Source organism: Patescibacteria group bacterium (genome assembly GCA_041664365.1).
Classification (GTDB): Bacteria; Patescibacteriota; Patescibacteriia; order UM-FILTER-42-10; family UM-FILTER-42-10; genus JAHJEX01.
This window is the reverse complement of record JBAYKW010000008.1, coordinates 16,260-29,463: the sequence shown is the minus strand read 5'-3', so window position 1 is coordinate 29,463 and position 13,204 is coordinate 16,260. Positions and strand designations below refer to the sequence as shown.

The 13,204-nt window shown below is 38.7% G+C and carries 10 protein-coding genes and 4 tRNA genes; 8 read left to right on the top strand and 6 right to left on the bottom strand.

From position 1 onward, the window contains the following. Window positions 1-10: 10 nt before the first annotated feature. The 3 genes from WCW66_05355 to WCW66_05345 all read left to right on the top strand — a co-directional run bounded on the left by WCW66_05355 (window position 11) and on the right by WCW66_05345 (window position 2,627). Window positions 11-718: a class I SAM-dependent methyltransferase gene (locus WCW66_05355; protein MFA6392138.1), complete on the top strand. Its 708-nt coding sequence runs from the start codon at window positions 11-13 to the stop codon at window positions 716-718. An 89-nt stretch (window positions 719-807) separates the two neighbouring features. Continuing rightward, window positions 808-883, top strand: a tRNA-Lys gene (locus WCW66_05350). Window positions 884-1,013: 130 nt separating this feature from the next. Beyond that, window positions 1,014-2,627, top strand: a complete 1,614-nt coding sequence (locus WCW66_05345) for a glycosyltransferase family 39 protein (protein ID MFA6392137.1) — start codon at window positions 1,014-1,016, stop codon at window positions 2,625-2,627. Window positions 2,628-2,671: 44 nt separating this feature from the next. On the opposite strand, the gene WCW66_05340 is transcribed toward WCW66_05345, so the two are convergent. Continuing rightward, window positions 2,672-3,100, bottom strand: a complete 429-nt coding sequence (locus tag WCW66_05340) for a GNAT family N-acetyltransferase (GenBank protein ID MFA6392136.1) — start codon at window positions 3,098-3,100, stop codon at window positions 2,672-2,674. Window positions 3,101-3,185: 85 nt separating this feature from the next. Between WCW66_05340 and WCW66_05335 the strand changes: the two genes are divergently transcribed. The 5 genes from WCW66_05335 to WCW66_05315 all read left to right on the top strand — a co-directional run bounded on the left by WCW66_05335 (window position 3,186) and on the right by WCW66_05315 (window position 5,052). Further along, complete coding sequence (locus tag WCW66_05335) at window positions 3,186-4,124, top strand: RluA family pseudouridine synthase (protein MFA6392135.1); 939 nt, start codon at window positions 3,186-3,188, stop codon at window positions 4,122-4,124. A gap of 58 nt (window positions 4,125-4,182) precedes the next feature. Beyond that, window positions 4,183-4,536: a 50S ribosomal protein L19 gene (gene rplS, locus WCW66_05330; GenBank protein MFA6392134.1), complete on the top strand. Its 354-nt coding sequence runs from the start codon at window positions 4,183-4,185 to the stop codon at window positions 4,534-4,536. After that, window positions 4,537-4,623: transfer RNA gene (locus tag WCW66_05325), tRNA-Leu, on the top strand. Between the two features lie 8 nt (window positions 4,624-4,631). Beyond that, a tRNA-Val gene (locus WCW66_05320) sits at window positions 4,632-4,708 on the top strand. 267 nt (window positions 4,709-4,975) lie between these two features. Beyond that, window positions 4,976-5,052: transfer RNA gene (locus WCW66_05315), tRNA-Ala, on the top strand. Between the two features lie 467 nt (window positions 5,053-5,519). Here WCW66_05315 and WCW66_05310 read toward each other — a convergent pair. From WCW66_05310 to WCW66_05290, 5 genes are all read right to left on the bottom strand, one after another. Further along, window positions 5,520-7,712, bottom strand: a complete 2,193-nt coding sequence (locus tag WCW66_05310; protein ID MFA6392133.1) for an N-acetylmuramoyl-L-alanine amidase — start codon at window positions 7,710-7,712, stop codon at window positions 5,520-5,522. A gap of 151 nt (window positions 7,713-7,863) precedes the next feature. After that, window positions 7,864-9,177, bottom strand: coding sequence for an O-antigen ligase family protein (locus WCW66_05305; GenBank protein ID MFA6392132.1), 1,314 nt, complete (start codon window positions 9,175-9,177; stop codon window positions 7,864-7,866). Next, window positions 9,170-10,609 (bottom strand): O-antigen ligase family protein, encoded by a 1,440-nt coding sequence (locus WCW66_05300; GenBank protein MFA6392131.1) that lies wholly within the window; start codon window positions 10,607-10,609, stop codon window positions 9,170-9,172. Before WCW66_05300 ends, WCW66_05305 begins: the two co-directional genes overlap by 8 nt. Beyond that, a complete protein-coding gene (locus WCW66_05295; protein ID MFA6392130.1) occupies window positions 10,606-11,739 on the bottom strand; it encodes a glycosyltransferase family 4 protein in 1,134 nt (377 codons plus the stop codon). Before WCW66_05295 ends, WCW66_05300 begins: the two co-directional genes overlap by 4 nt. Before the next feature lie 2 nt (window positions 11,740-11,741). Beyond that, on the bottom strand, window positions 11,742-13,169 hold the full coding sequence (locus WCW66_05290) for a flippase (GenBank protein MFA6392129.1): 1,428 nt from the start codon (window positions 13,167-13,169) through the stop codon (window positions 11,742-11,744). Window positions 13,170-13,204 lie beyond the last annotated feature (35 nt).

The window sequence follows — 13,204 nt, the reverse complement described above, 5'->3', positions numbered from 1 at the left end:
TCCGATTACGATGGTTTCAATTAAATCCCCACTTCGAAAAATATTACATCCCATCCGAAAAAATGCCATAACCATCGGTAACAGACTCCGCTACGGTCAGGGAGCAACATACCGGCCGGATAAATATTGGAACGATCGATTAACTCAATATGGATTTGATAAACGAGGTGTCGGAAACATTGCGCAGTCTGTTGAAGAGAATAACCAGGTATATACTGAAGCTCGCAATACTTTTCTGGCTGTATGCCAAGAATCATCAGTTGATTTCAATCAAACACGCTGGTTAGACATTGGTTGTGGCACCGGTTTCTATGCATCAGCGCTACAATCTGCAGGAGTTAAAGATTATACCGGTGTTGATATTACAGATACTTTAATGCCTGAATTGCGCCGGCAATATTCAGATTATCATTTTGAAAAACTGGACGTTTCAACTCAGGAGATCAAAGGTAGGTATGACGCAATAATTATGATTGATGTTACTCAACACATTGTAGATCCGGAAAAATTTTCTTATGCCATGCAAAATATTCATCAACATCTGAATAATGGGGGAATTTTCGTTGTAACCTCTTGGCTGGACGCTTCAGCACGCGACAGTTTTTACGAAAAATCCCGCTCTCAAGAAGCATATCAAAGAGAGTTCCCAAACGAAGTATTCAGCCAATCACGGCCATTTCGTGACAAACACATTTTTACAATTCATAAATCAATATAGGAACAAGAGAATCACAAAGGCAATGCCGGAATTATATCTATCTGCCTGCAAGGCAAAAGTGAATTAAATATGCTACAATAGTATATCATGGGAGCATAGCTCAGTTGGTAGAGCAGTTGCCTCTTAAGCAAACGGTCGGGGGTTCAAATCCCTCTGCTCCCACCAGTAGTATATTCCATAATTCTGAAATTTTTCTTACAAAATATTTTATCTGAGTACACGCTTAACACCACCATCCGCTTTTAATACCTTGGTCTAAATTATATCTGATTCTATACATTGAATCTGAAGTGAAATGAAAAAGAACTACAGGGCTATTATTGTTTTGATAATAATTGTCTTGTTCGGTTCATTTTTCAGATTTTTTCATATAGATTACCAACTGCCGGGACTGTATCTCCCCGATGAAGAATTCTTTGTGGATCCTGCACTGCGAATTGCTAACGGCAATCTGAACCCCGGATGGTATGGTGCCCCCGGCCAGACGATAATCTACGCAATGGGAATCGGATTCCGCATAATCAGTTTTATTCTAAATACCATACGCGGTACAGACCTTCCTGCAGTAGTAAATTATCAGGAAAATTTTAATCTTTTCTATGCCTGTGCCAGATCACTTTTTGCCGTCCTCGGATCATTAAGCATTGTTGCGGTATATTTTTTAGTAAAATTCTGGAATAAAAGAACAGCATTGATCAGCGCATTTCTTGTTGCATCTTCTTTCTATCTGATTGATCACTCTCATATCATCCGACCGGATATACCCCAGACTTTTTTTCTTTTACTTTTGTTGGTATTTTTATTTAAGATTATTGACCATCCCCAAAAAACGATTTGGTACATTTTGTCCGGTGTTTCTTTTGCAGCCGCCATTACCACAAAATATCCCGCTCTTTTTTTCCTACCCGTTATAATAGCGTGTATCGTCTGGTTAATTATAAAAAAAGATTTTATCTTTAAAAAATGGTTTTCATTCGGGATTACCACGGTTCTGACATTATTCTTAACCGGACCTTTTCTGTTTATTTCATTTAAAAATGCGCTGAAGCAAGTAGGACTGGAAAATGCCACATCACATGGTATTCAAGGCGGTCTAGGATTTGGAGGAAATCTCTGGTGGTATCTGTTTAATACACTGAATTGGGAAATGGGAACGTTTCTTTATCTACTTGCCATTATTACTGTATTCGTACTTTTCTATCGAATATACCGAAAAAGGCTGGATGATCGGACGATAAAAATGCTGATGATTGCCATGACTGCAATTATTTACATTCTGGCACTTTCTTTTTTGAATCTCCACTGGGAAAGATGGTTGATACCGGCTTTGACACTGCTTTTCATTCCCAGCGCCGTAGCAATCGATTATCTATTTAATACACTGAAAAGCAAGCTCTTACTGTCCGTGATCATAATTATTCTTCTCATCGGACCCGGATTGCGCCTAACAAGAACCGTATATGGTTATTCACATGCTTATACGATAGAACAGGCAAAAACATGGATGCAGGAAAATATACCGACACAAAGCACAATAATTAGGGAACCGTATACACCAGAACTGTCAAAAAACGACTACCGGATAATTAATGTGCCGAATTTGGGGTGGGATAATATCGTTGCGGACTACTCTGAAAACAAACCGTTTTATTTTGCCATTTCTGAATCAGTTTACGGTGTGATACTGAAAAGAGCAGAAATAAAAGGGGAGGATAAATCCCAAAGCGCGATTGAGAACTATAATAATCTCATTTCCAACAGTAAATTATTATTTGAGATTAACCCCAATAATAGTTATTCAACAGAAGAGCTGATTAATAGAAACGATATTTCCATTATCAATAATTTTACATCTCAATTATACATGGGGCCTTATATCAGGATATACGAATTCAACCCTAGTAACTAAGGCCGGGTTATTTTATATAATTCAAACTTTCTACCGATTAGTCTTTAATCAAATTTATACCGATATACATTGGTATCTTTTTTTACAAAACCCAGATTCTGATACAGACGGTTTGCCGCTTCTCGATCGGGTTTTGAAGTAAGATCAATTACTTGGACATTCATTGTTTTTGCTTTTTCAATAGCCGACAGAATTAAAGCACTGCCAATTCCCTTCCCCCTTGCTGTTTCATCCACTACTACATCTTCAATTCGACCGCGCATACCTACAGGAATCCGAAAAAATATTAAAGTCAGGCTTCCCAAAATCTTTTCACCTTCTTCGGCGACAAATAATATTGCGCCAGGATTAGTTACTATCTCTTCCAGATCCTGTCTGCTAGGAGCGGAGGCAGATGAAGACAGCTGGGTTATCAGTTTTTGAAATGCTTCAATCAGTGCCGGGGTTACTTGTGATATTTCTTTTATTATCATAGTCATAAACGTTAACCTATATACTATTACAGTAGGTTCAATGTTCCATGTTGTCAAGAATGGGTATGTTTCATTTTTGCATAAAATGAATTACACTGTAAACATGGAACTGAAAAAAATAATTGTCGCCTCAAATGAACAGAACCAGCGTTTGGATGTGTTTTTGGTTGTTCAATTCCCGGAATATTCCCGTTCATTTCTAAAAACTCAAATTCAAAATGGAAATATAACCCTAAACAGTAAAAAGGTTAATGCTGGTATAAAAATCAAATCAGGCGATGACATACAATTAAATCTGCCTACACTTGAAAATATTTCAATCAAACCGGAAAAAAATATTCCAATAAATATTATTTATGAAGATAATGACTTTATAACTATTAATAAGCAGTCAGGAATTGTCGTACATCCTTCTGAAAGTACTCCGGCACATACTTTAGTCAACGGACTGATCGCATATTACCCCGATATTATTTCTGTCGGTGATGATCCGAAAAGACCGGGGATTGTCCACCGGCTGGATAAGGATGTTTCTGGGATAATGGTCATCGCTAAAAATCAAAGAGCGTTCGATCATCTAAAAATACAATTCAAGGAAAGATCGGTCAAAAAAAAGTACATCGCGCTTGTTTATGGAAGAATTATTCCTGATAACGGGACAATCAATACGCCGATTGGAAGGTCAAAAAGCCAGCCAAACCGCATGTCAGTCAAAAGAATCGGTGATGGTAAGGAAGCGGAAACACATTATAAAACTACTAAAAATTTCAAAGATTATACTTTACTTGAAATAGAAATTAAAACCGGCCGTACTCACCAGATTCGTGTACATCTTCTTTCCAAAGGCAATCCGATTGTTGGCGACAGTACATATTATTTGAAAAGAATGGCCAAAAAAACGGGAATGAATCGTATTTTCCTGCATGCGTATCACATTCAATTTGCTGACCTAAACGGTAATTTATTGAAGTTTAATGCAAATATTCCAGAGGAATTGGATCAGTTTCTTAAACAGTTGACTTAATAGGGAATAATGTTATACTGCTATTCGTTACATATATTAATTATTCAGAATTTTCGCTATGACAAAAGAAGAATCAAAAGATGGTAATGAGAAAAAATCAGAGAAAAGAGAAGTCCCTCATATAGACTCCGGTAATGTTGTTCGGGTACACCAGAGAATTACCCAGGGCGATAAAACTCGTACTCAAATTTTTGAAGGGGTTGTGATTGCCAAACAAGGGAAAACAAAATCTGACAAAACAATAACGGTCAGAAAAGTCTCAGACGGCGGTTATGGTGTTGAGAGAATTTTCCCGCTAGAATCCCCGAATGTTCTTAAAATCGAAGTCATAAAAAAACCGAGAACACGCCGTTCCAAGCTCTATTTTTTAAGAACAGCGCCACGCAAACTAAAAGAACTAAAAGAAAAATAAGCTCGGGTGGTGGAATTGGTATACACACTAGGTTGAGGGCCTAGGCACTTATCGTGCGTGCGGGTTCAACTCCCGCTCCGAGCACCACCATTCACGGGTTCGTAGCTCAGCTGGTTAGAGCGCTTCGTTTACACCGAAGAGGTCAGAGGTTCGAATCCTCTCGAACCCACCATTAACAAAACACTATGGGAAAATTCTTTATCGGGATTATAGGCATTGCGGTAGGGTCATTAATGGTTATAAAATCAGTGTGGTTTTTAAGGTTTTTTGGGAGGATTGAATGGGCGGAAGCACATTTGGGCTTAGATGGAGGCACGAATCTCTTCTACAAGCTACTCGGGATATTATGCATAATAGTGAGTTTTCTGCTTATGTCCGGTATCTTGGGTAATATCTTTAAATCTATCTTTTCGATGACAGCAATATAAAGCACAATCGGGGGCCCGTAGTTCAGCTGGTTAGAATGCCTCGTTTGCAACGAGGAGGTCAGCGGTTCGAATCCGCTCGGGTCCACCAGGGCATTTTATCGAAAATGCACTGATGCGACACACTATTCCACATCTGCTAATCATCAAATAAAACGCCTATGTAAAATGGTGTTTTTTGATAAGGAAGATCAAATTAAATAATATTTTCTTTATTTTGAATACTATTAAAATATTAATAAATATTTCTTAATAAAATATGAAAATAGTTATTAACAAATAGTATTTACATAACTATTGCGCATTTTTTTAATATAGTTTACAATTATTATGTGAGTTTATTCTTTTTGATTTTATATTTTCCATGAGAGGAGGTGATATAATGGCAAAAAAGAAAGTTGCAAAGAAAAAAGTTGCTAAAAAGAAAGTAGCAAAGAGAAAGCCAGCTAAGAAAAAGGTGGCAAAGAAAAAAGTTGCAAAGAAAAAGAAGAAATAAATTTTCTTTGATGAACGAAAAAAGTTCCCTGGTTTACAGGGAACTTTTTATTATGGAAATATCTATTTATCTATTCTTATTTTCTGCATAGTCTCCCCTCCTTGGACAACTATTTCCCTGCCAATAATACCTAATTTCATTGTGTTTAAGTATATACCGGTCTTCTTAGGGGATTTTACGTAAAAATTAAATGTCCCTACTTTGCCGGGTTTGACTTCGTTTTCTTTGAAAACAAAATTTCCATAACTGTTACCCCAGGTAGAATCATAAAAAACACTGCTTTTTCCGCCCAAATCAAACATTTGCAGAACCATGGTTTTATTCCATGTGCTCAAGCCGGTATTTTTAAATTTCACTACTACTGGCAATCGCCAATAGTTGAGCAAAGCGGAGGGAATGGTGTGCGATACTAATTCGGCAGAAAACTGCGAATCAATCCGAGTCTTTGAGAACGTATTATTCTGGATAACATTTTCCGGACCGATGATACGGTAAATATTCTTAAACAAACCCAGTTCCAGCGGCGCCTTAATATCAAATGTAAATGTTGCGGTTTCTCCTGAATTAACAACTGCCTCACTGAAATTGATATTCCCAAATTGATCCGGCCAGTTTTTTGAAGCAAGCCGACTGACCTTATCGCCAAGATCATAAATATTTAAATACACGTTACCTCTTTCCCAACTGCTGGTCCCCTGATTTCTAAATTTAAATATTACAGTTTGCTGACTACCTGCAAACATGGCCGGCTTAATTGTGTTTGATGCTAACTTTGCCGCATAAGGCAAGCCGGTCACTTTAATTTTTAATACAAAATCTGTGCCACTGACCGGATTATCATTGATCACCAGCTTAAAACTTTCCGCCAGCTCCAACTGATCAAGAGGCCCTTTGACGGAAAAAGTGAATCTTCCGGTTTCTCCCGGTGCAATACTGGAATTATCAGCAGAAGTAATGTGCAATTGTGACTCCCAATTGCTCGCCTGCAAGCTTGAGATACTGCTGCTTGGTATGATATACGGCGAATATTGACCACCTGTTTGCCATATTACGTTTCCGGTATTCTTAAATTCAACCCACACTTCTTTTTCCAGCCCGGCACTTACAGAAACTGTTTTTCCGCTTTGTTTAATAAACTCAGCTTTAACAATTGGCCCTTCAGATCCACTCAACGTATCATACAAAATCTGGGTTTCCGACCGGATACCGCTTAATTCCTGGTAAAGATTAACCCCCGGACACAGCGTACAATCCAAATCCTTATGACCGACAATATTGGGATAGGTATTATCAATCAAAAAACTTGCACCATTTGGTTCTATGGAAAGATCCCGAGCTTTATTTGCCATCAAACTGGTCAAAGCATTTCTCACCGCACTGTTAAGCGCCATACTTTCATAATCTCCCAATACGGCGATCCCAACCGTGCCAGCATTAAAGTTTGCTTCAAATTGTTCACCACCAAAACGCGAAATGGCACAGGTTCGATTACGATATGCGTGCGCCCCGATAGCGCCATCTCCGCCGTATCTTCCTTCATACACTATCCCGTTCTGATCGATCAAATAATTATAACCAATATCACCCCAGCCCAATACCGTGGAATGCCAATAATATATTCCCCTGATTGTGCCCTCGGGGTCATTGCCACCGTCACCACCGGCAGTATGATGAACTACAAATTTCTGGGGGGCCTGGTATTGCGTCGGCCAAATTTCAATGTTTGCCCCGTCATAACGCAGACTTTCATCAGCTTCCCATTCAGGTCGTGTTACAATATCCACATTTTCCTCTGCAGAAGCCTGATGAAATAAGTTGATCGGGTTCCATTTATTAAAACTAATCTTTTCCGATGTCCCAAGATAAATCAATTTCAATTCATCAATCTGCCCGGAAATAACTGAATACTGAAATTTTGTAGCACCGTTGGATATAATCGGTTCTCTGGAATAAAACCAACCATTTATTTCTTCCTGTTCATCAATCGGATACCACTCACTCCATCCGTCTGAATTGTTATAACGCAATTCAACATTTGTCTGTGCACTCCCGCGCCATGCCAGTCCAATCATTTGAAATGGAAATTCCGATTCAATAATCCCAGAAGTTTTACCGTCCTCAATATTCGAAAAAGAAATCTCGCCTTTTTGAACGTCCTGTTTTACCGTGGCTTGTACCTGCGGAGATAAAAAAACAACTGCTAATATAGCAATCGCTCCGATAATAAAATACCTGGTTATACTAGGACCTCTCATAATGGCAAGTTTTGTTTTTGTTTTTTGTTTAACTTAACATTTATATTATAGCGCATAATCGGATTTTTGTCCACCCCTTCCGCAAAAAACAATACTAATAAAAAAAATTGCTTTTCGGGCAATATCAACTACTGTTTTTATTTTTTGATACCTATCTTATTTTTTCTGAAGAATCATCAATTTCATATTTATTACAGATAACAACCATCAATCCGATTAGGATCCAAAACATGGCGGAAAGATCATTTTTAAAATATGGCGTGTCCATCAATCCATGCACTAAAATAACAACCACCGATGCTAGAAGTGCAACTGCCCATTTTCGATCATACTTTATAAGTTTAATCCCTGATCTGAAAAACAGAATAACAATCCATGAAAATATTATTAACCCGGCAATGCCCATTTCTATCCAGAGAGAAAGAATCAAGTGATCGGGGTTCGGAAAATATTCCGTGTGCGAAGCCTCTTTGTAATCATCATAAACAATCGGGAAGCTTGCCAGACCCGTACCGGTAATCGGATTATCCTTAATTATTCTGACAGCGCCTTTCCACATAACCAAATGCACGTCTGTAGATGTATCGGAGGTATTAAATACATCAGTAATGCTGTTTCTAGTTACAGGAATAAGCAATGCTAATAAAATTACGACCGCCATCCCCGAAAAAATCCATTTCTTCCATTTTGAGAAAAAACTGATGAAAAATATGGCACTAAACACTCCGATCAATGCACCTCGTGAAAAAGAAAGGGTCAGGGCAATGATGCTGAATAAAACCACCCCCCACAAAAAAATGTTTCGCCATAACATATCGTTTCCCGTTTGTATTTGCTTCGATTCATTGCTTTTAACCAGTAAAAGCCCCAGAAACAGCCCCAATAACGGGCCGACGAATTTACCAACCGCTGTTGGAAAAGGGAAAACTGAAGTGGCTCTTTTGGGAATCTCAAAGGCATAATCACCCGGGATATCAATCCAGCCAATGTATTGCCATATTGTAACTACTGAAATAAAAACAACTGAAATCCCCAGGCCAAAAACAATCATCTTAATCTGCTTATTAGTTTTGATTGTATTAATAAATACCAAGTAAAGCAGAATGGGCTCCAAAATATAGGCTTTCCACAAACCAAGCGCTTGCCTGGTATCTGGCGAAATCATAACGGCAATTATCCCAGCCCCGATAAAAAGTAATACCGGGAGCGACCAGTTAAAAGATGAACGTTTCAATAAAGGTATTTTTGAACCATCGACAGATTTATATAATAATGATGTGATAACCCAAGTCAGAAATATTATCAGAATCATTACTTCCAATACTGTAAAAGGAATAGAAAATATTTTAAATCGGATCAGATAACTTGGCAACAACAAAGCAATCATCAGTAATGCATAGTCTCTTCTATACCAAGAAATGATAATGTATGCGCCACTAAATAAAACTAAAAGTAGTTCACTCATTGTTTTCTCTGAAAATTATATTCTGGACAGCAACCATCATGCCAATTACAAACCACACATGCATAATATATAATGTGGAAAAAGTCTGGTATTGTGTAAAAATGCCGACAAAAACTGCGAGCAACCCGATCATCAATGTTTTAAGATATGCGTCTTTGGCAATTTTGATCACTTTGATTGAACGCATTAATACCACAACGAACATGATAGTAAATGATAATAATCCTAAAATACCTACTTCCGAAAGCAATTCAACCGGTTCATTATTCACAATATTCCATCCGTCACCGGGTTCAACATAAGGATGCACGGACGCATATGGACCGAAACCGCCGACTCCCACACCGATCCAGGGATGGTCGGAGAATCCCCGCATCGCAATTTGCAGCGTCTCAACTCTTTCACTGTAGGCAGCGCCATAAAATGCATTAACAACATGCCCTCTAAAAACTTCCAAATTAACTGCGTCGCCAAAACCCAACAGTTTAACTGCGATGAATGCAATCGCCAATGCTGATATCAGTAATATCAATATTTTCTTGGATGTAAATATGCGCCTGAAATAGTAAATCCCGAGTACCGCGAGTACTACCGCAAAACCCAGGTATCCGCCCCGAGAAACGGTAAGTACTAAATTCAAACCTAAAAGGATAATTAAAACGAAAAGATAACTGTTGCGAATGCTTTTATTCTTTCCGAGAAAAAGCGCGCATAATAATCCCAGAGGAATTAATAAATAATTTGCGAAATACAACGGCTCTAATGCTGTTGATTGAATCCTCGGGAATCCCAGCACTTCCTTCGTGTAGAGATGGCGCAAACCGGTTATGGATTGAGGCAGACCGATAATATCCCCTAAAAATTGGAATATTCCAAATACTCCGACGATAAAAGCACTGATTATTACAAGCCAAATTACTATTTTTAACTGTTTTTTTTCGGTAACCAATTGCGGAATTAATAAACTGAAAACTATTGTAAATAGCGTAAATAACAGCACAGAAACAGATCTTTCAATGTTTTCAGCATTAATCAATGAAGCGACATTTACCAGCACAAAAAGTGTCAAAGGAAAGATTAACGGATTTTTGTACAATAAAAATGTTTGTCTGCGTAAACCGTCAAATAGCCACCCGAATATTGTTATTATAGTCAGTACCTGACTTACACGAATTGTCATACCGCCGGCTTCGATTGCGCCAATTCGCTCAAATGGAAGCAAAAACGCAATTAATAGAATCCCCAAGGTAGGATTACGGAAGATAAAAATACTTACCACTGCGCCGACTATTCCGCCGAGTATCAATAATGGATGCGTCCATAATCCGACAAAACTTACCGTAATCCCGATAGGAACCGTAAGCAGAAGCAGTAAAACAAACTCCTTAATGGAAAATTCAGATTTATTTATTTCTCCGGTATTCAGTTTCATAGGGTAATAAATATTGTTTCAAACTCATCAAACATCCTTTGTTTGGTAAAATTTGTTTCTACTTTTTTTCGCGCATTTTTTATAATTTCCATAGTTTCCTCAGGATGGTTATACAGATAGATTATAGCATTTGCTATGGCCTCCGGGTTTTTTGGCTCCACCAGAATCCCCGTTTCATTATGATCGACTATTTCGACTATCCCGCCAATACGACTGGCAATTACCGGCCGAAGATTTGCCATTGCATCAATCAATACAATACCGAAAGATTCGCGGATTGCCGACGGTAAAACAAATACGTCGAAGTCTTTTATCCAATGATCAACGTGATTCTGGAATCCGACAAACTGTATCCGCTCTGTCATATGCAGACTGTTTGTCAGCCACGTCAGATTGCGTTTTTCATTACCATCTCCCACGATCACCAGCCTGATTTTTGGGATAATGTCTTTTGCCAGCTCGATAGCTCTGATCAAATATTCAATTCCTTTTTCTTTTTCCAGTCGGGCGATTGTCCCGATGATATATTCCCCCTCATTAACCCGTGCTCTGATATCGCTCATTGTATACTCCGGCAAATCAATCCCGGCATATACAGTGATAATCCGTCCGGGTTTGATATGAATATTTTTTACAAATTCATTTCTGATTGCATTTGATACGACGATTGTCATAGCAAACCTGGAATAAAAAGAATAACAAATACGGAAAGGGTTCATAGTCAGCCAGCGGTCCGGCGAAACATGCTCCATCCAAACGACTTTCATACCAAGTAATCTTGCCGGCAAAGTGATCAGAATTTTTTCAGTAAGGGAAAGGCAGTAGACAATCCTTACTTTCTTTCTGAAGCGGAAGCTGGTCAAAAGTATTATCAACCTGATAAAGAAAAATGGCGCTAAAAATGGAAATAATACTATAGATGCTTTTGATACGGGCTCTTTGGGTGCCCATATTTTTTTGCCATACCAATCCCGTCTTTTAAATTCTTTCAGTAAAACCGGGCACGAGCTGACCAGAAAAAAAGAAAAACCCTTTTGACTTAATCCTTCGACTAAGGAAATTGTATGTTTTTCCCCTCCACCGAACAGTGAAGAAAAGGGAAACTTTAGTATGAGAATATTCTTTGACATATTTATTCTTTCGCAGGCGAAGCAATTATTTCTTTAATCAGATCCTTAGATATCCCCTTCAGCAAAAGGAGTATAGCGCCATAAGCGATGATACCGGCGGATACTAATATCCAAAGTGAAAAGCCTTTTAATAAAAATAAAACGACGGCCATGCCGGTACAAGCAATCAGTGCTTTAGTAAAAAACTTAAGCGAGGGAAATATTTTAGTCTTCCGCCAGACAACGTAAATAGTAGCGAGAGTGATCAGCGATTGGGACACCACCGTCATCCAGGCGGCACCGATATATGAATAGCGGGGAATTAGTAATAAGCATCCTCCCACAGAAATTGCTGCGATTGCCATATAGTATTTCAAAATTTCTTTCTGTCGATTAACCACCACTACAGCGTTGCCAAAAAGATTGCCGATAAATATGATACCCGTTGTAACGATCAGAATCTGCAGTACCTGCCCTGATTCGACAAAATCCGCGCCCGCGATCAGATCAATCACCGGCTCTGCAATAAAAATTGTGCCTACAATCATTGGCAGGGCAACCATGACCAGAAAGTCAAATGACTTGCTGAGTACTCGCCGAAATCTTTCATAATCCATCGCTGTAAATGCCTGAGTCAAAACCGGGACAGCCAGTCCTGCGAACATGGCCGGAAATGTAACTAATACCTCCAGTATTTTGAACGGTGCGCCATAGATCCCCACGTCTGATTGAGATTTAAGCAAAGACAGGATGAGAATGTCCGCCTTGAAATAGACCAGATTAAAAAGAATCGCCAAGGCAATCGGGTACGCTTCCTTGATAATTCTTCGCCACACAGGAAAATCGAAAACTAGCCGTATTTTTACAAACTTCCGGGAAAAAATAAAAGTAAAAAGAAAATTGGTAAATGAGCTCAAGACAACCACCAATAAAACCGTCGTCAAGCCTTGATCAAGATATACAGCAAGGAAAGTGCCGGCCAGCAAAACCAGTCGCCCGAGAATTTCGGAAATAGTAACCCGCATCATTTTAAGATGTTTTTGGAATACTCCCTGCAAAACTTGATTGAGTGTCACAAACAGGAAAGACAGACTCACTAAAGCCACACCAGTTTTTACAACCGAAGGATATGGAAAAAATATCACGAGTAATGGTGCAACCCCCAAAAATACCACCGCGGAAATAAGTCGGATCGTAAAGATATTTCCAACCAGCGACTCTTCATCAGCACCTGCTTCTGAAATTTTCTTCGTCAGAATGATATACAACCCCATATCTACCATGATGCCGAAAAACTGCAAAAAAACCATGACTGTCGTATAGTTTCCGTAGCCTTCTTTGCCGAGATAACGGAAAAGTAATGAAGCAACAACTAGCGCAATAATCGTTGATATTGCCTTACCGACAATTTGGATGATGGTATTATGTGCGATTTTCCGGGTTAATGACATTTATTCGGCTGATATTATTCTGATAGAAAACGGGA